Source organism: Enterococcus timonensis, assembly GCF_900104595.1.
Lineage (GTDB): Bacteria > Bacillota > Bacilli > Lactobacillales > Enterococcaceae > Enterococcus_J > Enterococcus_J timonensis.
Map to the genome: position 1 here is coordinate 551794 of NZ_FNVY01000004.1, position 21702 is coordinate 573495.

Below are 21702 nucleotides of genomic sequence, written 5' to 3' on the forward strand. Positions count from 1 at the left end.
GCTGAGTGCTATTTTTGCACACAAAAGTAAGGGGGAACAGAATGGATTTCAAAGAATTAAAGCGTAAAAAAGAGCGTGGGGTTTCCAACGAAGAATTTATGGACCAGTCAAAAGAATTTTTTGTTGACGCTGATACGATTATCATAGTTGGTATCAATCCAGATGGAATCATTAGCACATTTTACACGCAAGCTACTTCACTGACTGCTATCGGCATGATGGAAGTGGCTAAATCACAACTTATTTCAGAAATGGAAGTCTAGCAATTGTTAGGCTTTTTTATTTTGAATTAATTCGACCGGAACGTCGTTAAACTACCAAGTCCGTCGGTGTCGTTGCACCGTCAAAACTCGAAAGGATGAATGGAATGAAAAGAGAAGATTTGAAGAAGTTAGGATTGACCGATGAACAGATTGAGGCAGTTATCACCTCGCATGGTCAAACAGTGCAGTCGCTTAATAGTCAAATTGCTACGTTGCAACAGTCAGAAACAGAAATAAAAAGCCAGTTATCAGATCGTGACAAAGATTTGAAAAAGCTACAAAAAGATAATGGTGATAACGAGGCATTCAAAACTCAAATCACCGATTTGCAGCAACAATACAAAGACTTGGAAAAATCTAGTGCAGAGAAGTTAACGTCTATTCAACGCAACGCTGCACTTGACCAAGTACTTTCTGGTTCCAAAGCTAAAAATCCGAAAGCTGTCACTGCCCTGTTGGACCAAGAAAAAATCGTCTTTAAAGATGGCGAACTATCCGGTGTCAAAGAACAAATTGAAGCCTTACAAAAATCAGATGCCTATTTATTTGATATGGGTAGGAAGCAAGGCGGATATGACCCAACTGGTGGCAAAGAAGTTACAAATTATGCTTCTTTTGAAGAGGCAATGGAAAAAGGAGACGTTGATAGTTTCCTAAAACAACAAATCGAAAGCGAGGAAAATGAATAATGGCAAATGAAATGACAAAGATTCTGGACACGATTACGCCAGAACAATTTACCAAATATACAAACTGGTACGCTGAGCAAAATTCGGCTTTTATCCAAAGCGGCATCTTAGTACAAACACCAACTTTAGACCAAATGATTACAGCTGGGGGCTTATTAGTCACCATGCCGGAATGGGGAAAAACTGTTTTAACTGATCAAGTGTTGGCAGAAGATACTTCCCTTGAAACTGGTAAAGTTGCTGCTAAAAAACAAGTAGCTCCAGTGCTTTATCGGGGGACTGGCGCAGCTTATACGGACTTGTCCGCAATCGTAGCGGGTTCTAATCCAGCTACACAAATCTTAAATGACTTTGGTGTTTACACAATTGAATCCGATCAAGAGATTTTACAATCTATTATCAAAGCTTTGTTTGCAAAAGGTACAGGAGCCAGCAAAGGCGCTTTGGCCGATTCTCATGTTTCTGATCAATCTGGTAATGCTAATCCAGTCATCAGCCCAGAAATGGTAATTGATGCACGTTCGATTTTAGGTACTTCTCGAAACAAATTAGTCGCAATCGCGATGCATTCGAAAGTGAAAGCTGAACTGGAAAAACAAAATACACAAACGAGACACTATATTCCTGCCAGCGAATCTAAAGCCGGCTTTGATACGTATTTAGGGATGCGAGTTGTTGAAGATGATGCTTTGTTGCCAGATGTGAACAATGTTTATGACACGTATTTATATGCCAATGGTGCTTTTGGACGTAACACCGCGACACCTGCGGATATGGTGACATATGAACCAGACCGTGACAAAGCAAAAGGCAATAATATGCTTTATGTACGTCGGGCACGCGTCATTCATCCTTTTGGTTTGTCGTTTGTAAACAAAACTGTATCTGGCTTAACACCAACAAATGCTGATTTAGCTTTACCAGCGAACTGGTCTAAAGTTCGCGATGATAAAAAAATCGGTTTGATTTGCCTGCGTCATAAAATTAGTGCCGATATTCCGGTACAAGCTACTCCCGAGGTTTAAGGTGGTGATGACTGATGAAAGAATTGGCTGATCGTTTGCTTGAAAAACTTAAAAAGCTAAAAGGCATCGCTGAGTCAACATCATCAGACGAGGTCTTTATTTTTGCAGTGGAAACAGCGATTTTAGACATCTTAAATTACTGCCATCTCGGAGTTGATGAGTGGCCGGATACTTTAGATAATACGGCAATTTTGATGAGTATTGATCTTATCAATGAGACGGCCATGACTTTAAATCCAGATGATGTTGCCGGCGTTAAGTCATTGACTGAGGGCGATTTTTCCATCACAACAGAAACTAAAGCGGAGGTGATGCAAAAGCTTTTAAGTGCACCATCTTTTGCCCGCAAGTACACCCGCAATTTAAACGCGTTTAGAAAGTTGGCGCTGTGATGGATATCTACACATTTGCCAAAAAAGAATTTGAAAAGCAGTACGACTCAAAAATGACCATTTTAATTAATGAGCCGGTAAAAGTCGGGGCGATAACTAAAAATCAGTGGGTTGCAAAAATTACTGATCGGCCTTGTCGCATTGCACAGAAGCGGGTAACTAATCCAGCTGCTGGTGAAACAGCACCGCAAATCGCTTATGTTACTACGCTTTACTGCGACCCAGGGATTAAGATTTTGCCAGGTAGCCGCGTGACAGTAACAGATCCCCATGGCGTTGCCCGCGATTATAAAAGGTCATCGGAGGGCTTTAGTAGCTATCTCACCCACCAAGAAATTGTGATGATGCGGGAGGTTACGGCTTGAGCGATGACGGCTTTAATTTTGACGAGTTTTTAAAATTTGCCAATGACTTTAATAAGACTTTGCAAGAAGAAAATTTTATTATGGATGTCATGAATTATCTGGGTAATGTGATGATTCGCGATGTTAAAATGCGTACACCTGTTGGCCAGTACAGCAACAAAGTCTTTTTTGTAAAAGGTGGTAAATTGTTGGTATTTGAGGCGGATAAAGGCTCAGGCCGAGCTGGTGGCGAATTGCGGCGTAATTGGATTTTAAATGGTGTGCAAAAAGTTGGCGATGAATTTGTGGTAACCATCAGCAATAACACCGAGTATGCATCATATGTGGAAAACGGTCACCGCACCGCTGATCATAGTGGGTGGGTGGAAGGCCAATTTTTCTTGAAAATTACAATGGATGAAATCCAAGAAAAGTTGCCGTCAATCGTCGGGCCAGCTTACAAATCTTATCTTGGGGCATTTGGATTTAAGGAGTGATGGCATGGATATTACTTTAGCAATTGCAAATCAGTTGGCCGTGATTATGCCGGATGCAACGATTTATCGGGAGCAACAGGAACAAAGTTTTGACGAACCGTCCTTTTACATTTATGAGATCTCAGCAAGCTCAAAAGGCGAATTGATGTCTTATGAGGCAAGAAAGCATCTTTATTGTGTGATGTGGTTTCCAGACAGTAAGCAAGATGACCCTGGAATAAAAGAACAGTGTGAAAACATGCGTAGTAAGCTCTTAGACGAGTTTCAACGATTAGATGAAGTATCGCTCACACCGTTTGAAAAAGAAGCTAAAATCGTTGATGGCGCATTGCAGTTTATATTTAAGTTGCGGTACCGGGTTGGTCTAGAAAACAAGGCAACCAAAATTGAAAGCTTAGAACAACAAGGAGGTTTGAAACGTGGCTAAAACTACGAAAAAAGAACTAAAAATAATCGAACCATCTGATCCGAAATATCCAAAAAAAGATATTTTGGCATCGGAACAATTTACAAAAATCGAACGAGATTTTCTTTCAGCATTTCTTCCTGATGGCGAAAATACTATTGAAGAAGCTAAGCAAACTCTCGAAAAAATTAGAAAAGGAGCTGTTAAATAATGGCAGGTGGAACATGGACAGCACAAAATAAAGTGCGCCCGGGCGCATATGTAAATGTTAAATCGAATGGCAATGTCGGGACTTCGGGAACTACAAACGGGATTATGACATTACCTTTAGTTTTGGACTTTGGTCCAGAGGGAACGATTGTGGAGGTCAGTGGCACGTCTGATTTAACCGCATTTGGTTACGATTTAGGAAATGAAAAAATGTTGCTTTTACGTGAAGCTTTGAAACAAGCTGCGACAGTTTTGTTATATCGTATCGGTACTGGTGTGAAAGCGACTGTGACGGAAGGAACAGTTTCTGTTACTGCTCTTTTTGGCGGTGTACGAGGCAATGATATCAATGTGGCATCAAAAGCTAATGTAAATGCGCCGGGGTCATTTGACGTAGAAACTTATGTCGCAGGACGGCTAGTTGATGCGCAAACGGTAAAGACAGCGGAAGAGCTAAAAGCCAATCGCGTTGTAGAGTTTTCTGGTACTGGTGAAATGACTGCTTTTTCCGTATCTTTGGAAGGTGGCACGAATACGGCTGCAACAGTCGACGACTATATGACATATTTTAGTAAGATCCAGGTCTTTGATTTCAACACTATGGCTTTACCGATTTCTGATGAAGCAATTAAAGCTGCTGGTGCATCGTTTATTAAACGGATGCGCGATGAAGAAGGCAAGAAATGCCAGTTAGTCGTTGCGGGATATTCAGCTGACAGTGAAGCAATTATCAGTGTTAAAAATGGCGTCATTTTATCTGACGGCACAACGATTTCAGCTGAACAAGCGACAGCTTGGGTTGCTGCTGTTTCTGCTGCAGCTGGTGTCGCCACGTCTCTGACTTATAAGAAATATGATGGCGCCATTGATGTCACGCAACGTTTCGTGAATTCGGAAATCATTTCTGCTTTGCAAAAAGGAGAATTTTTATTTACTGAAAAACGTGGCGAAGCAGTGATTGAGCAAGACATCAATAGCCTATCAACATTTACGAGTGAAAAGGGTCAGGACTTCAGCAAAAATCGTGTCTTACGAGTGCTCGATGATATTGCCAATAACTCGAAAAAAACTTTTGAGGATAACTATATTGGCAAAGTCAATAATGATCAAGATGGCCGCGAATTGTTCAAAGCAAATCGGATTACTTACTTTGATTCATTACAAGCTGCTGGAGCTATTGCTAATTTTGTGGCTGATGATATTTCTGTTGAGTCAGGCGAGGCTAAAGATTCCGTTGTTTTGATGGTCGCAGTGCAACCAATCGATGCAATGGAAAAACTATATATGACGGTTCAAGTCGTCTAAGAGGAGGAATAAGTAATGGGATTTTTAAAAGCAGGAGATGTTATTTCTGGTCGTGAGGGTACAGCCTTCATGACCATTGATGGTCGGAATGTACCGATGTTTTTCTTGAAAAATATTGAAGCCTCCATCGAGTTAGTAAAAACCGAAGTGCCTGTTTTAGGCAAACGAATGAATCAACAAAAAGTAACTGGGGCAAATGGCACTGGCTCCATGAACATTCATAAGGTGACGAGCGAATTTATGATGATTGGGATCAATTATCTAAAGACTGGGATTATCCCGGAAGTCACTATCAAAGTAACCAATGATGACCCCAATTCAAAAATTGGCCGGCAAACAGTTCTTTTGAAAGAGGTCCTGCTGGATTCAATCATGATTGCGAAATTGGATGTAGAGTCAGAAACACTCGATGAGGACGTCGACTTTACATTTAGCGATGCAGACCCACTAGAAACATTTGCAGAACCGATTTTAGGATAAATGGGGGGAAATGAATTTGAGTAAAGTAGTTGACATTAAAAGCTTTTTAATCACCAACGAAAATGAAACAAAAGAAGTGAAAATTGAACGATTTCCGGAACCTTTTGTCATCTCATCTCTTGGTGAAACGGAAAATGACCGGCTGAAAAAAGCAAACACCTCAACGCGCCGAAGCAAATCTGGCAGTCTTGTAAAAGATTTAGACACCGACAAATATGGCGATGCCTTGTTGGCGCGATGTGTGGTAGGTCCTGATCTAAAAGATGCGGAACTACAAGCATTTTTTAAAACACCAGGCGACGAAATTGCCACGCTAAAAGCTATGCTACGTGCGGGTGAGTATGCCTCTTTAGTCAAAGAAGTCCTAGAATTTAACGGATTCAATGAAGATGAAGAGGAAATTAAAGACGAAGTAAAAAACTAATAAATGACGGTAACGCCGATTTTGTGTACGCCTATCATGCGTACCACGCAAATGGGATGTTGCCGTCTGTTTTTTCTGATTTACCTCGTCGGGAACAATTAATGATTATGGCTTTTATCGATGTGAAAATTGAAGCAGAAGAAAAGGCATCAAAAAAAATGAAATCAAAAAGCAGGTGAGTGAATGGCAACGTCTTTAGAAGCAAGTCTAAAGTTGCGCGATCAGTTTACCTCAACTCTGCAAAAAGTCGATTCGTCCATGCAAAAAGCCACGAAATCCATGACTGGCTTTAAAGAGAAAGTTGCTGGCCCAGTACAAGCCTTGAAAAAGATGACTAACGCAGCAGCTGAAAGTTTTAGCAAGCTGCAGTCAAATGTAAAAAGTGGTATGTCAACAGCCGGCGAAGTAGTCAAGACTGGCACGGAAAGAATCATCACACTGTTTGGGAGTTTTGGGAATCGTATTTCGTCACGGCTAAATTTATCGGGAATTAAAGATAAATTTAGCGAAGCTTTTAATAAGGTACAATCAGATACAACGGCGGGAGTTTCCGCGGTTGGAAGTGCAGCATCAGCTTTGAAATCTAAGCTCTCAGGACCAATGGATTCCGCGGTTGCGGTTGTCAAAACGGGCGCCGCAAAAATCAAAAACTTTTTAAAAGATTCTGGCGATGCGTTTAAAATTTTTGGTGCGGATGCAAAAACAGGCTTAAGTAAAATTGAGAGTGCTTTTACGCCACTTGGTAATTTTCTTAAGGCAGGTGCAGTGGCGGGTACTGCTGCGCTTGTCGGATTAGGCAAAAAAATCTATGACGTGGCCGGCGGGTTTGATACTCAGATGTCGAGAGTTCAAGCCATCTCAGGGGCAACAGGCGACTCATTTCAACAAATGCGTGACCAAGCGATTGAACTTGGTGCTAAGACTGCATTCAGTGCAACAGAATCAGCGGCGGGTATGGAAAACTTGGCTTCTGCCGGTTTTAATGCACAAGAAGTTATTGCAGCTATGCCGGGACTTTTAGACTTGGCCGCAGTATCTGGCGGTGATGTGGCGCTTGCTTCTGAAAATGCCGCAACAGCATTACGAGGATTTGGACTTGATGCTGGCCAGGCAGGACACGTAGCCGATGTTTTCGCAAGAGCTGCTGCAGATACAAACGCTGAAGTTGGAGATATGGGCGAGGCGATGAAATATGTTGCTCCAGTAGCTAGCTCGATGGGGCTATCTATTGAAGAAGTCGCTGCATCTATCGGAATCATGAGTGATGCTGGTGTCAAAGGCTCCCAAGCCGGAACGGCGTTGCGCGGTGCTTTATCGCGTTTAGCTAAGCCCACCGACGCAATGCAAGAAACAATGGGTCAACTCGGACTCAATTTTTATGATGCAAATGGCCAGATGAAGCCTCTTACTGACCAAGTGGGCATGTTACAGGGTGCTTTTAAAGGATTAACACCGGAACAACAACAGAACGCATTGGTGACTCTGTACGGCCAAGAATCACTATCTGGGATGATGGCATTAGTTGCCAAAGGTCCCGAAGCTCTTGGTAAATTAACAAATTCCTTAAAGGATAGTTCAGGCGCTGCTGCTGAAATGGCTGAAATTATGCAAAATAATCTCCAGTCGAAGTTAGAACAACTTGGAGGCGCGTTTGAATCTGGCTTAATCAACATTGGTGACCGGATTTTTCCAATCATTAAACCTGTCATTGAAGAGTTTACTACCTTCATTGAAAAAACTTTATCAGCGGATAGCATCGGAAAATTTTTCGATAAGCTTGCAAAATATGGGGCTGTTTTAAAATCAGCTTTTGATGATGTTAAAGGTCCGGTTTCTGATGCGTTCGGCGCAATCAAGGATAGCTTAAATGAACTCAATGGCGGATTTGGCAGTGAAAAGAGCGTCGGAAACTTTAAAGATTTTGTTAGTGGAATTACTGAAGGAATTAAAAAACTTGCAGACTTCGCTGAAAAGCACGCTGACTCAATCGCCAAAATAATTGATATGCTACCAAAAATTGCTGGAGCATTCTTGGCTTTCAAAATAGGCAAAGGGATTTTAACTCCATTCTTGAATTTCGGTTCGGGAATCCTGACTTTAACAAAAGGATTTGGGAAACTCGGCGGCGGATTAGGAAAAGCCATTGGCGGTATTTTTAAGAAATTACCGGGTAAAGATGCAACAGGGGGAGGCAGCGGTGATTTAGGTGCCACTGCTGCAGTTAGTCCTTTGCAGACGTTCCTCGGAACCATGAACGGATTTGCCAAAGGTGCAACTACTCTTGTACTAATTTTTGGTGTGATTAAGTTGATTGAGGAATTAGCTCAAGCACTGAAAGATATTAATGACAAAGTGCCAAGTGACCTTTCGAAACTCGCGCCTAAGTTCTTGAATATGGGAATTGCGCTGGTAGGTATGGGGGCATTTGTTAAGATTGCAGAACGCTTCTCTAAAGATACAAAAGGCGCTGTTCGAGGTCTAGCAGTCGTTGCTGGTATCAGTGGGAATCTAATTTTAGCGGCAATCGCCATGAAAGAAATCAACGACAAGGTGCCGGATGATATCGGTAATTTTGCTAGTAAAATGGCAAATATGGGGATTGCTTTAGCTGGTATGGGTATTTTGGTTTTAGCTGCTGGAAAACTAACGTCAATGAATCCTACAGGAGCTATCGCAGGTCTAGCTGTTATCGCTGGAATATCTTTGGAACTTATGTTAGCTGCAGAAGCAATGCAACAAGTTGACGAGAAAGTGCCGGACGATATAGGTAGCTTTGCTTCTAAAATCGCGAATATAGCGATTGCTATTGGTGGCATGGGAATCCTAGTCGGAGTTGTTGGAGCATTGATGGCAACAGGAATTGGCGCTCTCATCGGCGGAGCTGGCCTTTTGGCTGTGGCCGCCTTAGCTGGCGAGATCATGCTAGTGGCCGAGGCTATCGCTCAGATGGATGCCAAGGTGCCGGATGACCTTTCTTCGGTTAAGACAAAAATCGACAATATTGCTGAAACAATTGGTTACTTTACTGCGGCTAATTTAGGTGGGGTTTTAGATCTATTTTCAAATGCTGTTGGTGTTTTAAATGTTAGTGTGGTTACTACTGGAATCAATAAGTTTATCGACCTGGCAGAATCATTGCAACAGTTTGATAATATTGTGGTTTCTAATACAGCAGGTACAAAGATTGAGCAAATTCAAGCTGTCATCGAATCAATTGCTAAATCTGATTTAGGTGATTTGATTTCAAGCGGGTTTACAGCAATTGATACTGCAATCGTAAATACTACACTGCAAAAATTAGTTGAAATTGGAACGATTCTAACCCAATTTGAGTCACTAGAGTTTAATGCTGGAACAGTCACTAGCAAAATCGATAGCATTCAATCAGTTATTGATTCGTTAAGCAGCGGAGGAATTTTATCAAAAATTTCTTCAATTTTTGGCGGAGGGCTGGATACAGCCAAATTTGCAATTGCGAAAGATGCTTTTCATCAATTAGTTGATATTGGTAATAGTATTTCTACTTTGCAAGGAATTACGGTTAATGCAGAAGATGCAAAATCGAAGGTAAAAGCAATTAATTCGGTTGTTGAAGCATTAGGCTCATCAAACTTAATTGAATTAATTGGAACGATGATTAAATCAGCTCAATTGACTGAGGTGATAAGCACACTTGATGCCATGTTCAATTTGATTGCGCCAATTAATCAAATCGCGGATGCTGATGTCAAAGCTCTTATTGCATCGCAAAAAATTGAACGCATTGGAACAATGATTGAAGCATTGGGTACCGCGAATTTAACAGATTATTTTGGAACAATGATTAAGGCTGCGCAACTGGGAGAAGTAAAAAGCTCTCTGACCGCAATGTTTAATTTAATCACTCCAATTAATCAGATTGCTGATGCCGATATTCAAGCGGCCGCTGCTGTTTCAAAAATCAATCAAATAAGTGATATTATTCAGGCGGTTGGAACAGGAAATATAGGTACTTTAATTGGCGGAATGGTCAAAAATGGACAACTCGAAGAAGCTAAAAATTCTTTGGCTATGCTATTTGACTTAGTTTCATCTGTCAATCAGATTGCAACGGCAGAAATTCAGTCTGCGGCCGCAATCGCGAAGATTAATGAGATTAAAACTGTTTTATCAGCATTGAATGGTATCGGTAGTGAAACTGGCGATGTCGGATCAGTTGCTACTGGTTTCTTGATGTTGAGTTCTGCGTTTAGCAGCGTTGCAACTACTTCTGCGGTGGCTGCTGCGGGATTGAATTCAGTTGCTACAGCTTTTCAAACCATGAATAGTGCGACAACTGCAGGTATGGCTGCATTTAATGTGACAGTTTCTAGCGGAATGAACAAAGCAATAGCTACGGTAAAAGCTGGTAATGCATCAATTGTTTCTGCTTTTTCTGGATTGCGTGGACAATTGCAATCTGCCGGTGCTTATGCAATGTCTGGTTTATCGGCCGGTATTCAATCCGGCGCTGGGTCTGCAATTACGGCGGCCCAATCCGTGGCTAATCAAGTTTCGGCAACGATTAGATCAGCATTGAAAATTCATTCTCCTTCGCGCGTTATGATGGAGATTGGCGGATTTGTTGGTGCGGGTTTAGCAAATGGAATCTCGGCTACTAAAGACCTTGTCGCAAGTGCAAGTAATGCATTGGCTTTTGCATCGGTCCCAGAACCATTAGGAGACCTCAGTGCGAACGGCACAATCACTAATAGCGTGCAACTTGATGACAGCGAAATTTCAAGGTTGAAAGCTTCAGCAAGTCAACAAATTGTTGTGAATCAAAAACAAGTGACGCCACAAGTTACAATCAATATTGAGAACAAAGATGGACAGCCAATTGACCATGAAGCTTTACTAAAAGAGTTAGAAGATAAAGTTTTAGAGATGGCCGAAGCTGATTTGAGTTAAAAGGAGGGATAAACTTTGGCAATACGTTTTTATTTAGAAATTGGAGGGAAACGTTATATTTTGCCGGTCAATCCAGGCTCGGTTAAAATGGCTATTCCTTCAAATAACCAATCGGCCGAAGTCGTTAAATTAGGCGAAATCACACAATTAGCAAAAAATGGGTTGAAGTCATTAAGCTTCAGCTCGTTTTTTGCTGTTGATAAAAAGTTTGGTTATGTGAATCAAGACGCCACATTTCTTGAGCCTAAGAAATATGTTGAGTTGATTGAGTCAGCAATGAATAATTTAAAGCCAATCCGTTTCATTGTCACGGATACAAACATCAATATGTTAGTTTCCATTGATTCGTTTGATTGGTCAATAAATGATGCAACAAATGATTATGACTACTCGATCACTCTTAAAGAGTACAAAGAATATGGCGCGAAGTTTGTTAAAAATGTTGATAAGCCAAAGCCTAAACCGAAGCCCGCACCGCGCCCTGCCACAACTCAAGCCATTACGGTTGGCTGTAAGGTTCGCGTAAATGGCAGATTACATCGTGATTCATATGGTTCTGCGCCTGGTCAAACCGAGGTTAATGCGGAGCGATTAGTTTCAATCATCGTTTCAAATCCTAAAGGTGGCCAGAATTATCCGTACCACGTCACTACTCTTAACGGTGGATGGCGCGGTTGGGTTACAAAGGGTTCGGTGACGCGCATATGAATTTGAAAATCTTGGGTACCAGCGTTACGTATTACACTCAATACGATTTATCGGAAATTGTTTCAAGCCCTGTCTGGTACACGTCGATGGACTCACAACCGGGGAAATTTAGTTTTTCGATTACTGAAGATAAGGCAGTGTTTTATCGTTCAGGTGATATCATTGAGGCTTTCGCTGATGACAAACAATTTTTTAAAGGGAAAATTTTTATCCGGCGAAAACAAAAAGATGGCTTGTGGAAAATAGTTGCGTACGACAATCTTCGGTATTTACAAAATGAAGATACAATCGTTTTTGGTGCATCAACTGCTTCAGAAAGGTTCAAAAAAATATGTGAGATACAAGGCCTGAGCTACAAAATTAGTCAGGCCTCATCATATAAATGTGCCGGGGTTATTGAAGATGCTAAAACTTATTTTTCCATGTTATCGGATGCGCTTGATGAAACAAGAACGGCTACAACTTATCGTTATTTTGTCTATGATGATTCGGGTACATTGAAATTTGCTGATGTTGATTATTTAATGACAAATTTGCTTTTGGGCGATGAGTCGTTGATAACCGATTACAGTTACGAAAGCAGTATTGATGAAGCGTACAACTCTATTAAAGTAATTCGCGAGGATGAAAAAACTAAGTCAAGGCAAGTCTTTACTGCAACCAGCGATAAAACAATTGCCGTGTGGGGAAAGCTCCAGAAAGTTGAAAAGGCGACTGATGCAGATATGAATGCCAACCAATTACAAAAACAGGCGAATGATGCGCTTAAGCAAAATAATGCTGAAGCAACATCCTTATCACTTGAATCAATTGGCAATATGGCGATTAGAGCTGGTAACAGCTTTACATTGCTTCTCTCTGACCTGAAGCGGGAATGGGGCAAAGATACTCGGAAGGTTTTAGTTAGATCGTGTACCCACACTTTTAGCCCTGTTCATACGCAGTCAATGGAAGTTGAGGTGATTGGATAATGGCCGGGGAAAAACTTGCAAGGCTTATCAAAGACCAAAGAATTCCGCATAGTGATTTAGCAGATGTTTTATTTGGTGCAGTTACTAGTACCTCACCTCTCAAAATTAGAGTGAATCCACAGCTTGAAATTGGAGCTGACAATATTATTTTGTCGGAGCTTGTAAAAGAAAAAATTATTACTATTACGATTGATGGAAAATCAGGTAGTGCAACAGTATTTGAAGCGCTGAAATCTGGCGATAGAGTTGTGATGCTTCGGTTTTCTAAGGGCCAAAAATATTATGTATTAGAAAGGGGATGAGAAGATGGATGAAATTATTTCAATTGAACCCTCTCGAACTTACCGGATTTTAAATGGTCGCGTGAGTGGATGGATTGATGAAATGGATGCAATTCGGCAAAGTGTCGAAAAGATTTTACAGACGGAACGGTTTCGGTTTGAAATCTATTCAGATGAATATGGAATTGAATTGGAAAATTTGTTTGGCCAATCTTTTGATTTAGTTGCTGCCGAATGTGAACGAGTTGTGAAAGAATCGCTGTTGTCTGATGAGCGAATTGTTAGTATTGATGATTTTGAAATTGTTCAGCAATCGAAATCTTCCGCCTTGATCGCCTTTCAAGTGGTTAGTGTTTTTGGCGCTTTTAAAGTAGAGCAGGAGGTGACATTATGAATCCAGAAGACATTGGTAAATTTCTAGAAAAATATACCTATGACTACTACATTGAAGAAGCTCTTTCGCAAGTCCCTGATACGATTGATAAACGTGAGGGATCAATTATTTATGATGCCCTTGCGCCCGCATGTTATCAACTTGCACTATTCAGCATGGATCTAAAAAATATCATGCTCGATTCTTTCGTGCAAACAGCCACTGAAGGTTATCTGGACTTAAGAGCTGAAGAACATGGACTAAAAAGAATAGTTGCAACTAAATCTATTGTCACCGGCGTTTTTACAGATCCCGATGGCAAGCCCTATAAGCAACTGGTTGAGGGTAATCGGTTTTCCAGTATTGGTGAAAACCCTGCTTATTATTCTGTGATTCAGCAAGTTACTGATGGAAATTACACGCTCATGAGTGAATCGTTTGGAACGGTTGGAAATCAGTATATTGGGCAATTACTTCCCATCGACCATTTCAATGGACTGGGTGAAGGCAACTTAACTGAGGTCACTATTCCGGCCAGAGATGTTGAAACAGATGATGATCTGCGTGCTCGCATTTTGAAAACCTATGAGGTCAATCAGTATGGTGGAAATATCGAAGATTATATTCAATTTACCTCGAAAATTGATGGCGTTGGTGCAGTCCAGGTTTACCCTATCTGGAAAGGGGGTGGGACGGTTCGCATTGTCATTTTGAGTAATTCTTTAGATTTGCCAACCAATGCGTTACTGACCAATGTACAAACAGTAATTGACCCAACTGGCGATCAAAAAGGATACGGCATTGCGCCAATCGGACACGAGGTAACTATCGCAGCGCCAGCTGTCAAAACTATCAATGTCGCGCTTCACATTGACACAGAAGTTGGCGTTACGTTGGACTCAATAAAAAACAGTATTGATGCCGCGCTAAAAGAACACTTTTTAACCATTCGGAAAACATGGGGCAATCATGATGAGCTTTACAAGTACCAGCAAACTATCTATCGGTCGCAGCTGATGGCAACACTCTTAAAAATTACAGGCGTGGCCAATGTCAGCAATGTAAAATTAAATGGCGCTGAAAAAGACCTGGTCTTAGTTTTGGATAACGGTTTGCAAGAATGCGCCTTTTTGGGGACGGTGAGCTATCAATGATAGAGGCTCAAGACCTAAAAAAAATGCTGCCGAACTGGTACGAAAATATTTTTGAAACCAAGTTATTGATGGAAATAGAACAAGAATTATTTGATGAGCTGGCTTTGCAAATCAAACAAACGCAAAGTAATCAATACGTTTCTACAGCAGATTCTGAAACTTTGGCCGTGTATGAAAATATGCTGCGGATAGTCCGCCAAAGTGGAGACACATTAGAGATGCGTCGCTTTAGAATTTTATCCCGGCTATCTACTCAAAAGCCATATACAAAAAGGTACTTGGAGGAGGTGCTGCTTAGCTTTGGCAGCTCTGTAACAATCACTAGTATTTTTGATGAGTATCGCGTAATTATTGAGAGTTACTTTGAGCATCAAGGCCAAATGAGCGATTTGGACTACATGATTCGCACAATTATCCCGGCCAATCTGGTGGCGGATGTCAATAATCATCTAGCTCTAGGCGATTTGATAGAGCAGATTTTTTTAGGTGCTGCTTTATCAGCCGGCGAGTTTGTAACGATCACGCAAGATTTTAAGCAAACAAGTCAAACCGGGCAAAGTGTTTTGGCTGGAACGGGTGTTACGGCCGGTCATTTTAATGGGGTAACTGCTGATTTTAAAGCAAATACTGCCGCCACACAAAGCCAAAAAATTGCGGTGGCCAGCACACTTTTAGCGCAGAGCGATTTGACTCACGACTATCAAGCAGCGCTAGCAACAAAGCAAAAAGCGATTCAATCGGCCGGCGCAGTGTCTGCTGATTTTATTACTTTGGACTAAAAAAAGGAGAGTGAAAACTTTTGGAATTTAATCAATCTGTTATTACCACAAAGGGCCGTACGTTGATGGCCAAATTGTTATCCGGGCGCACGACTGCAGCTTTTACAAAAATTGTAACTAGCTCAACGGTCTACGCCGTTTCCGCGCTCGAGGGGCTGACTGGTGTCACTAGCATCAAGCAGACAACAACTTGTCAAGCCAAGCCTAATAACGGCGCGACCGTATCTGTAGAGGGTGCTTTTGACAATAAAGGTTTGGCCGCAGGTTACGATGTAAATACGATTGGACTTTACGCCAGCGATCCCGACGAGGGCGAAATTTTATATGCAGTGGCCACTGCCAAAACCAAAGGCTTTATGCCGGCAGATACAGGCGTGTCTAGCACAGGTTTAGTTGTTCGTTTTTACACTGAAGTGGGCAACGCCAGTCAAGTCACGATGACCGTCGACAGCGCAGCTTTTGCCACAAAGGGTGACATCAAAGAGATAAAAAGTGATGTCGAGGACCTGCAAGGTTTTGTCGGCTATAACGACGCTGAGATTTTCGGCACGGAAGTCGATATGACTAACAAGACTTTTAAACGGTTGGCTGGGTCAATTAACCGCTCGCCAGTGGAAGGATTTGACACCATCAACACTTTTGGTGGTCGTAAGCGATGCATCTTAACCGACGATGGGAAAGTGCTAGCATACTTTGGCGAAACTGGCTACACGGAAACAGGGGCACTTTTACAAGCCATCACAAAAAATGAAGTGGTCTATCCAATCGGTACTAAAGTGCAAGTCATGGTGGAACAACCACTTTTTTATTACCGGGTAACACCGCTGGTGATGGACCCGATTACAGATGGCAAAGGTTTCCATCTGCGAAAAGCCCGCTATTATGTATCAGACAAACCTAAAACCGGCTTTAAAGTACATCCGGCCTTCATCGTAAATGGTGCCGTAAAGGAAAAAATTTATTTATCTGCTTTTGAAGGTTCTATCTATGATACTTCAACGGCTGCTTATATTTTAAACGATGAACAGATTGCTGATTTTTCTGCAGACACTTTTGCATCGATTGCAGGAGCTAAGCCTGCATCAGGTCTTACGCAAGATTTGACCCGTGCAAATCTCCGTTTACTAGCTCAAAAGCGCGGCGCGGGATGGCAACAAGCTTATGCGGCGACAGTGGCCATGACGCAGCTGTTATTTTTGATTGAGTACAACACATTTAACTGGCAAAGTATTTTGGGATTGGGTGCCACCCTTAAAACTGATGACCCGGCAAGTAACATGGCGGAAGTCAGCGGCGGAACGGCAACACTTGGAAATAAGAGTGGTCAGGTCGCAAACCAAAACCAAATCAACATTACAAGCTATCGTGGTGAAGAAAATTTTTACGGCAACATCTGGAAAAACGTGGATGGCATGAACATCATGGCAAATGGCGTGCATTCCATGTTTATCGCGGACCATGATTTTGTGGAAAGCTCTTCTGCCGGAGCCTATCAGGATTGCGGCTTTACACCAGCAAAGGCAAATGGCTATACGTCTGCTTTTGGATATGGGGGCGGTGATTTTGATTGGCTCTTCATTTCCAGTGAGGTCGCCGGCAATTCGAGTGTGCCAGTCGGAGATTATTTTTATCAAAACTATACTGCTACGGATGGCAGCGGCTGGCGTTCTGCTCGGCTTGGCGGGCGTTGGACTGATTCTTCTAATGCGGGCGGTTTCTATTGGAATCTGGGCGATTGGTCGGCGGCTCGGGATCGTGGTATCGGCGGGCGCCTGGTGTATGTCGCTTAGGATTTAAAAGCTTTTTTGGCAATGTTGCGTTGATTTATCATCCGCCCTTTTATCCCCAGCGGGAATTGGAATAATTCTTCTAATACGGGCAGTTTCTATTGGAATCTGAACAATTGGTCGGCGAATCGGAATCGTAATATCAGCGGGCACCTAGTAAATGCAAATTAAAGTACCACCGTGAAACAGCATTGCCATGCCACTTGGCAAAATATAAAAAATGAGTGATGCCCGGTGAGTAGGTTGACTCTCGAAAGTCGGGCTTGAACTTGCATACAATAGGAGAAAAAACTATTGAAAAGAATCGGTAACCTGTATGAAAAAATCTATGATATGGATAATTTAAAATTGGCTCATATACATGCCCGAAAAGGTAAAGGCTGGTATGAAGAAGTAAAAGCCATGAATAAAGACCCAGATAAATATTTAAATCTATTGCAGGAAATGCTTATTAATCATACTTATCAGACATCAGAGTATAAGACCTTTATCAAAAAAGAAAAGGCCAAAGAGCGCCTGATTTATAAGCTTCCATATTTTCCTGATCGTATTTGTCAGTGGGCAATTTTGCAGGCAGTTGAGCCATATCTGCTTAAGTTTTTAACGGCAGATACCTATTCAGCTATACCTAAAAAAGGCATTCATGACTGTCTTAAAAGGGTGCAAAGAGCGGTCAATAGTGAGAGCCCTGGCACAAAATATTGTCTCAAGATTGATGCCAAGAAATTTTATCCGTCAATTAATCACGACATCTTAAAAGCAAAGTACCGGCGACTTTTTAAAGACCAGGAGTTGCTTTGGCTGTTGGATGAGATAATTGATTCTACGCCAGGAGATACAGGAATTCCCATTGGTAATTACTTATCGCAATACAGCGGTAATTTTTATCTGGGCGCTTTTGATCACTGGGCAAAAGAGGTTTTGCGGGTCAAATACTACTATAGATATATGGATGACATAGTCATTTTTGACGAGTCTAAAGAGATACTACACAATCAGCGTAAGCAAATAGATCAGTATTTTGTTGAGACGCTTAAGCTCACTGTAAAAGACAATTGGCAGGTCTTTCCGACAAATGTCAGAGGTGTTGACTTTGTCGGCTATCGCGTTTTTAAGGGTTATACGTTGCTGCGGAAATCCACCGCAACAAATATGAAGCGGCAACTGCGAAAAATTCGCAGAAGGCATGAGGCTGGAGAGGAGATTAGTTTTACTGATTTTTGCTCGGTCCAGTCCTATAAAGGCTGGATAAAGCACTGCAACAGCTATCGGCTTTACAAAAAGTATTTTGAGCCAATAGAGCCAGCCATTAAAGAATATTATGATAAAAATTTGAAAGGTGGAAGAGCATGAAAAATCATGGGTTAGTGAAAAGCACCGTAGAGCCACAAGCACTTGTGGTGGATGATGAAAGTGTCTGGGTGGCAGAAAACGTCACACCCGTAAAAGAAGAGGCAGCAGAAGGCGAACAGGCCTTTGAGGGCTACGAGTATCAGCTGCATCAGTACTCAAAAGATGAGTACATTTTGCTGCTGGATCAGCGTGACAAAAACAAATCAGATGCGATTTTGGAGCTGTCCGAAATCGTGGCAGGAATGATGGAGGGGGCGTAAAAATGGTAAATTTTTTTGTGGGTGAAATCCAAATCGGGCGTATCACCGTTGAGGCAGTACCATCGCTTTGGCGCAAAAAGGTACAAGCTAAAATTACGGAATTGACGGAAAAAGAAAGCGCGGAAGAGGCCGAAAAATAGGCCTCTATTTTTTTTGAAAAGAAGGAATGGGGATTGAGTGAAACAATTATCGTGTCGGTCATCAGCTTGGTTGGCACACTTGGTGGAGCTTTTGGCGGGATTGTGGTTGCTAATAAGCTGACCACATATCGAATTGAGCAACTTGAAAAAAAAGTAGAAAAACACAACAACATCGTCGAACGCACTTTTGAGCTCGAGGGTAAAATGCGGGAAGCGGAACACGACATTATGGAAATGAAAGGGAAGAAATAATATGAACAACATTTTAGCAGCAGCAAGCGTAATTGGTGTAATCGTAATGGCGGTCACCCAGCTGGTTAAGTCCAGCGTGCCAGATAACAAGTGGTTGCCTGTAATCAATGTCTTTATCGGTCTTTTGCTAGGGGTCGCTTATGCGGCCTCTTTTGCATCAGGAGAGATTGTTTTATATGCCTGGGGCGGAGCTATCGCAGGACTAGCTGCGGGTGGCTTTTATGACCTTGGCGCGGGCTTAATTAAAAAGGAGGAAAAATAATGTTGCCTATTCAAAAGCGCATCTCAGCGTATAATTTTAATAATAGCAATAGCGTAAAATATATTGTGGTGCATGATGTTGGCGCGCAATCTACTGCAAAAAATAACGTGGATTACTTTTTTGGCGGCAATCGAAACGCCTCCGCGCATTATTTTGTTGATGATTCCAGCATTTGGCAAAGTGTAGAAGAAAGTCATGGGGCTTGGCATTGCGGGGATGGTCATGGTAAATATGGTATTACTAACTCAAATAGCATTGGGATTGAGATGTGCTTACCCAGTGGCGCGGTAACGGAAAAAACAGAAGCTAATACCTTAGAACTCGTCAAACATTTGCAATCAAAATATGGGGTGGATAATGCGCATGTTGTGCGCCACTATGATGCCAGCCGTAAAAATTGCCCGGCGCAATTTAATTTGGATGGCAAATGGACGCGATGGAATGCCTTTAAAGCTAAGCTTGCGGGCACGCCCAGTAAACCCGCTGCTGACGTTCCTGCACCATCTAAGCCAGCTGCCGGTGGAGGATATGTTGTAAAAGCATGGAACAAAAAACAAGTAGTTGATATCGACGTTTTAAACGTCCGGACGACTGCCACAAGTCAGTCTACACTAGTGCGGCAGCTTAAAAAGGGACAAACATTTACCGCCACGCGAATCATCACCAACGGCGAACAAGTTGGCCAATATAAGTCATGGTTTGAGGCGGATGGCTGGGGTTGGGTTTCTGGGGCGTATGTGACAGAGATTAAAGCAAGCACGCCAAAGTTAAAAGGCTCGGATTTACCAAATTCCGGCCGATACACTTTTACCGCGAATACAAATATCAGATCTAATGCTTCGACTGGCTCATCTGTTGTTGGACTATATTCAAAAGGTCAATCAGTCATCTATGACAGCAAAGTGACCGCTGGTGGTTACGTGTGGCTATCCTACATTGGAGCCTCTGGCAATCGGAGATATGTTGCTGTAGTTTAATAATAGAAGAAACCCCACATTCATTCGCGAGCGTGGGGTTATTTTTTTTATTCTTATGAATTTTTAAGGGGGCAAAAAGGGGGCAAAAGTAATAATACTTTGTCTGTTTTTCGTCATTTTTGACTGAAAGTTTTATCTTAATGTAACCTTAAAATGCCGGTATTATCGCATTTTACTACTTCTGGAAAATTATTGGCAAAACCTTGGGATCCCATGGGCGCCCTTGCTTAAAAATTCTCCAATTGCTTTTCTTCTCAGTAGGATAGCGGCAGACTTACTCAAAACTATTTAAGTTTTGAGTAAGTCTTTTTTTGCGTTAAAAAAAGGTTTGGAATTTATATTAAAAGGATAAAAGAACCAATTACGACCAAAAACAGACCATTTACGACAAGAGTATTGATTAAAAAAAGAACTAAGATATACTCAGTGTAGAAAGCAAAAGTGAGTCAGATAAGTCATCAAGAAATGAAAGGATGTCGTTTGGTTTTAAAATTTTTTTTCTAAAAATGAAGTTTGTCTAACAAAAAATATTATGAAGTGGTAGGTGTAATCTATGTCGGTCAAACCCAAGTTAAAGGTTAGGTTGATTCTAAGAATTCTAAATGGTTTAGTCATCTTAAGTTTGCTTGTCGGTATCGTCTATCTTTTGATTGAGAAAAAACAAACGGCAGATGTTTTTCAGCGCTCCATCCTTACTTCTGAATATCTTGCTAAAGATATCCCAGCCGATTTTTGGCAAAATGATGGTGGAAATGCAGTCCAAATAATGCCCAATTATGAAAAGAAAAATTATGTTCAATTTGTATCTAGTGATCAAACTGATCGCAAAATTATCTGGGAAACGAAATATGAATTGATTGGTAATGGCGTTTTTCAATTAGGTGAGAATGAAGGATTTTTAGTGACCTCGCCAACGGGTCTTCTTCAAGTTAAATTAAAGAAAGTCCATCCTTTGATTTTTGAAGAATATATGGTCAAAAAATGATTACAACTTAAAAAAAGGAAGCTACCCTTCAAAATAAGGGATAGCTTCCTTTTTTATTTCAAGCCAAATGACCACGTCTGATTAAACAAAATAATAGAAAGAAAAAAATGCCCATCAAAAATTAGTCGGCAGACTAAACTTTGACGGGCATTTATCGATGGTGCTGGATGATAATTATTAACGGTCTTCTGGAAATGGTCCTTGGGTTTGATCAGGGGTGACATAAAAATCTTTATTTAAGGCGTCGATATCTTCAGGATTTTTATCCTCAAGATTTTCTAACTTCGCTTTTTTTCGATCCGCCTGAGCAAGTTTTTCCTCTAATTCTTCTTTGGTAGGCTTTTTTTTGTCTGTCATAAATAATCCCTCCTTGTAGTTTAAGCATACAAGAGATTTTATTATTTGAAAAAGATATGCACCTAGAAAAAATTTTTTTGAAAATTGTATCCGGCGCGT

Annotated in this window: 26 protein-coding genes and 1 pseudogene; 26 read left to right on the forward strand and 1 reads right to left on the reverse strand. The window is 41.4% G+C overall.

The features are described 5' to 3' along the window. The first annotated feature begins 41 nt into the window (after positions 1 to 41). From BQ5341_RS07320 to BQ5341_RS07445, 26 genes and pseudogenes are all read left to right on the forward strand, one after another. Positions 42 to 263 (forward strand): hypothetical protein, encoded by a 222-nt coding sequence (locus BQ5341_RS07320; RefSeq protein ID WP_071131358.1) that lies wholly within the window; start codon positions 42 to 44, stop codon positions 261 to 263. Positions 264 to 367: 104 nt separating this feature from the next. Then, entirely contained in the window at positions 368 to 952 is a 585-nt protein-coding gene (locus tag BQ5341_RS07325) for a phage scaffolding protein (protein ID WP_071131359.1), read from the forward strand. Continuing rightward, positions 952 to 1977 (forward strand): head protein, encoded by a 1026-nt coding sequence (locus tag BQ5341_RS07330; RefSeq protein ID WP_071131360.1) that lies wholly within the window; start codon positions 952 to 954, stop codon positions 1975 to 1977. The genes BQ5341_RS07325 and BQ5341_RS07330 overlap by 1 nt, the downstream gene beginning before the upstream one ends. A 14-nt stretch (positions 1978 to 1991) precedes the next feature. Continuing rightward, positions 1992 to 2369, forward strand: a complete 378-nt coding sequence (locus tag BQ5341_RS07335; RefSeq protein WP_071131361.1) for a head-tail connector protein — start codon at positions 1992 to 1994, stop codon at positions 2367 to 2369. Continuing rightward, entirely contained in the window at positions 2369 to 2734 is a 366-nt protein-coding gene (locus tag BQ5341_RS07340; RefSeq protein ID WP_071131362.1) for a hypothetical protein, read from the forward strand. Before BQ5341_RS07335 ends, BQ5341_RS07340 begins: the two co-directional genes overlap by 1 nt. Beyond that, entirely contained in the window at positions 2731 to 3210 is a 480-nt protein-coding gene (locus BQ5341_RS07345; RefSeq protein ID WP_071131363.1) for an HK97 gp10 family phage protein, read from the forward strand. The genes BQ5341_RS07340 and BQ5341_RS07345 overlap by 4 nt, the downstream gene beginning before the upstream one ends. 4 nt (positions 3211 to 3214) lie before the next feature. Then, positions 3215 to 3637 (forward strand): phage tail terminator family protein, encoded by a 423-nt coding sequence (locus tag BQ5341_RS07350; RefSeq protein WP_071131364.1) that lies wholly within the window; start codon positions 3215 to 3217, stop codon positions 3635 to 3637. After that, positions 3630 to 3827 carry a hypothetical protein gene (locus BQ5341_RS07355; RefSeq protein ID WP_071131365.1) on the forward strand — a complete coding sequence of 66 codons (198 nt, stop codon included), beginning with the start codon at positions 3630 to 3632 and terminating at the stop codon, positions 3825 to 3827. Before BQ5341_RS07350 ends, BQ5341_RS07355 begins: the two co-directional genes overlap by 8 nt. Beyond that, the gene (locus BQ5341_RS07360; protein WP_071131366.1) at positions 3827 to 5131 is read left to right on the forward strand and encodes a phage tail sheath family protein; all 1305 of its coding nucleotides are present in this window, start codon (positions 3827 to 3829) and stop codon (positions 5129 to 5131) included. The genes BQ5341_RS07355 and BQ5341_RS07360 overlap by 1 nt, the downstream gene beginning before the upstream one ends. Positions 5132 to 5146: 15 nt before the next feature. Beyond that, entirely contained in the window at positions 5147 to 5611 is a 465-nt protein-coding gene (locus BQ5341_RS07365) for a phage tail tube protein (protein ID WP_071131367.1), read from the forward strand. Between the two features lie 16 nt (positions 5612 to 5627). Next, the gene (locus BQ5341_RS07370) at positions 5628 to 6035 is read left to right on the forward strand and encodes a phage tail assembly chaperone (protein WP_235836384.1); all 408 of its coding nucleotides are present in this window, start codon (positions 5628 to 5630) and stop codon (positions 6033 to 6035) included. A gap of 600 nt (positions 6036 to 6635) precedes the next feature. Continuing rightward, positions 6636 to 7784, forward strand: a pseudogene (locus tag BQ5341_RS10690) (phage tail tape measure protein); the annotation flags it as partial. A 3195-nt stretch (positions 7785 to 10979) separates the two neighbouring features. Continuing rightward, on the forward strand, positions 10980 to 11672 hold the full coding sequence (locus BQ5341_RS07385) for a hypothetical protein (RefSeq protein ID WP_071131371.1): 693 nt from the start codon (positions 10980 to 10982) through the stop codon (positions 11670 to 11672). Continuing rightward, positions 11669 to 12643 carry an XkdQ/YqbQ family protein gene (locus BQ5341_RS07390; RefSeq protein ID WP_071131372.1) on the forward strand — a complete coding sequence of 325 codons (975 nt, stop codon included), beginning with the start codon at positions 11669 to 11671 and terminating at the stop codon, positions 12641 to 12643. Before BQ5341_RS07385 ends, BQ5341_RS07390 begins: the two co-directional genes overlap by 4 nt. Further along, positions 12643 to 12945 (forward strand): DUF2577 domain-containing protein, encoded by a 303-nt coding sequence (locus tag BQ5341_RS07395; protein ID WP_071131373.1) that lies wholly within the window; start codon positions 12643 to 12645, stop codon positions 12943 to 12945. Before BQ5341_RS07390 ends, BQ5341_RS07395 begins: the two co-directional genes overlap by 1 nt. 4 nt (positions 12946 to 12949) lie before the next feature. Further along, a complete protein-coding gene (locus BQ5341_RS07400; RefSeq protein WP_071131374.1) occupies positions 12950 to 13318 on the forward strand; it encodes a DUF2634 domain-containing protein in 369 nt (122 codons plus the stop codon). Continuing rightward, positions 13315 to 14451, forward strand: coding sequence for a baseplate J/gp47 family protein (locus tag BQ5341_RS07405; protein WP_071131375.1), 1137 nt, complete (start codon positions 13315 to 13317; stop codon positions 14449 to 14451). The genes BQ5341_RS07400 and BQ5341_RS07405 overlap by 4 nt, the downstream gene beginning before the upstream one ends. Beyond that, positions 14448 to 15230: a putative phage tail protein gene (locus tag BQ5341_RS07410; RefSeq protein WP_071131376.1), complete on the forward strand. Its 783-nt coding sequence runs from the start codon at positions 14448 to 14450 to the stop codon at positions 15228 to 15230. The genes BQ5341_RS07405 and BQ5341_RS07410 overlap by 4 nt, the downstream gene beginning before the upstream one ends. A gap of 20 nt (positions 15231 to 15250) precedes the next feature. Beyond that, positions 15251 to 17020, forward strand: a complete 1770-nt coding sequence (locus tag BQ5341_RS07415) for a phage tail-collar fiber domain-containing protein (protein ID WP_205408744.1) — start codon at positions 15251 to 15253, stop codon at positions 17018 to 17020. A 291-nt stretch (positions 17021 to 17311) separates the two neighbouring features. After that, positions 17312 to 18370, forward strand: coding sequence for an RNA-directed DNA polymerase (locus tag BQ5341_RS07420; RefSeq protein WP_071131377.1), 1059 nt, complete (start codon positions 17312 to 17314; stop codon positions 18368 to 18370). Next, the gene (locus BQ5341_RS07425) at positions 18367 to 18630 is read left to right on the forward strand and encodes a hypothetical protein (protein ID WP_071131378.1); all 264 of its coding nucleotides are present in this window, start codon (positions 18367 to 18369) and stop codon (positions 18628 to 18630) included. The genes BQ5341_RS07420 and BQ5341_RS07425 overlap by 4 nt, the downstream gene beginning before the upstream one ends. Before the next feature lie 2 nt (positions 18631 to 18632). Continuing rightward, complete coding sequence (locus BQ5341_RS10515; RefSeq protein WP_158661760.1) at positions 18633 to 18770, forward strand: hypothetical protein; 138 nt, start codon at positions 18633 to 18635, stop codon at positions 18768 to 18770. Positions 18771 to 18803: 33 nt separating this feature from the next. Next, on the forward strand, positions 18804 to 19022 hold the full coding sequence (locus tag BQ5341_RS07430) for a hypothetical protein (protein ID WP_071131379.1): 219 nt from the start codon (positions 18804 to 18806) through the stop codon (positions 19020 to 19022). A gap of 1 nt (position 19023) precedes the next feature. Further along, positions 19024 to 19284, forward strand: a complete 261-nt coding sequence (locus BQ5341_RS07435) for a holin (RefSeq protein WP_071131380.1) — start codon at positions 19024 to 19026, stop codon at positions 19282 to 19284. Then, complete coding sequence (locus BQ5341_RS10520; protein WP_071131381.1) at positions 19284 to 20261, forward strand: N-acetylmuramoyl-L-alanine amidase; 978 nt, start codon at positions 19284 to 19286, stop codon at positions 20259 to 20261. The genes BQ5341_RS07435 and BQ5341_RS10520 overlap by 1 nt, the downstream gene beginning before the upstream one ends. Positions 20262 to 20814: 553 nt before the next feature. After that, on the forward strand, positions 20815 to 21246 hold the full coding sequence (locus tag BQ5341_RS07445; RefSeq protein ID WP_071131382.1) for a hypothetical protein: 432 nt from the start codon (positions 20815 to 20817) through the stop codon (positions 21244 to 21246). Between the two features lie 177 nt (positions 21247 to 21423). On the opposite strand, the gene BQ5341_RS07450 is transcribed toward BQ5341_RS07445, so the two are convergent. Further along, entirely contained in the window at positions 21424 to 21603 is a 180-nt protein-coding gene (locus BQ5341_RS07450) for a hypothetical protein (protein WP_071131383.1), read from the reverse strand. Between the last annotated feature and the right edge of the window lie 99 nt (positions 21604 to 21702).

Bases quoted from the DNA above. Each gene is read 5' to 3' on its own strand.
- BQ5341_RS07410 (WP_071131376.1), top strand. From the start codon at position 14,448: ATGATAGAGGCTCAAGACCTAAAAAAAATGCTGCCGAACTGGTACGAA.
- BQ5341_RS10515 (WP_158661760.1), top strand. From the start codon at position 18,633: ATGGTAAATTTTTTTGTGGGTGAAATCCAAATCGGGCGTATCACCGTT.
- BQ5341_RS07335 (WP_071131361.1), top strand. From the start codon at position 1,992: ATGAAAGAATTGGCTGATCGTTTGCTTGAAAAACTTAAAAAGCTAAAA.
- BQ5341_RS07435 (WP_071131380.1), top strand. From the start codon at position 19,024: ATGAACAACATTTTAGCAGCAGCAAGCGTAATTGGTGTAATCGTAATG.
- BQ5341_RS07330 (WP_071131360.1), top strand. From the start codon at position 952: ATGGCAAATGAAATGACAAAGATTCTGGACACGATTACGCCAGAACAA.
- BQ5341_RS07395 (WP_071131373.1), top strand. From the start codon at position 12,643: ATGGCCGGGGAAAAACTTGCAAGGCTTATCAAAGACCAAAGAATTCCG.
- BQ5341_RS07450 (WP_071131383.1), bottom strand. From the start codon at position 21,603: ATGACAGACAAAAAAAAGCCTACCAAAGAAGAATTAGAGGAAAAACTT.
- BQ5341_RS07360 (WP_071131366.1), top strand. From the start codon at position 3,827: ATGGCAGGTGGAACATGGACAGCACAAAATAAAGTGCGCCCGGGCGCA.
- BQ5341_RS07350 (WP_071131364.1), top strand. From the start codon at position 3,215: ATGGATATTACTTTAGCAATTGCAAATCAGTTGGCCGTGATTATGCCG.
- BQ5341_RS07425 (WP_071131378.1), top strand. From the start codon at position 18,367: ATGAAAAATCATGGGTTAGTGAAAAGCACCGTAGAGCCACAAGCACTT.
- BQ5341_RS07445 (WP_071131382.1), top strand. From the start codon at position 20,815: ATGTCGGTCAAACCCAAGTTAAAGGTTAGGTTGATTCTAAGAATTCTA.
- BQ5341_RS07325 (WP_071131359.1), top strand. From the start codon at position 368: ATGAAAAGAGAAGATTTGAAGAAGTTAGGATTGACCGATGAACAGATT.
- BQ5341_RS07365 (WP_071131367.1), top strand. From the start codon at position 5,147: ATGGGATTTTTAAAAGCAGGAGATGTTATTTCTGGTCGTGAGGGTACA.
- BQ5341_RS07390 (WP_071131372.1), top strand. From the start codon at position 11,669: ATGAATTTGAAAATCTTGGGTACCAGCGTTACGTATTACACTCAATAC.
- BQ5341_RS07340 (WP_071131362.1), top strand. From the start codon at position 2,369: ATGGATATCTACACATTTGCCAAAAAAGAATTTGAAAAGCAGTACGAC.
- BQ5341_RS07400 (WP_071131374.1), top strand. From the start codon at position 12,950: ATGGATGAAATTATTTCAATTGAACCCTCTCGAACTTACCGGATTTTA.
- BQ5341_RS07320 (WP_071131358.1), top strand. From the start codon at position 42: ATGGATTTCAAAGAATTAAAGCGTAAAAAAGAGCGTGGGGTTTCCAAC.
- BQ5341_RS07405 (WP_071131375.1), top strand. From the start codon at position 13,315: ATGAATCCAGAAGACATTGGTAAATTTCTAGAAAAATATACCTATGAC.
- BQ5341_RS10520 (WP_071131381.1), top strand. From the start codon at position 19,284: ATGTTGCCTATTCAAAAGCGCATCTCAGCGTATAATTTTAATAATAGC.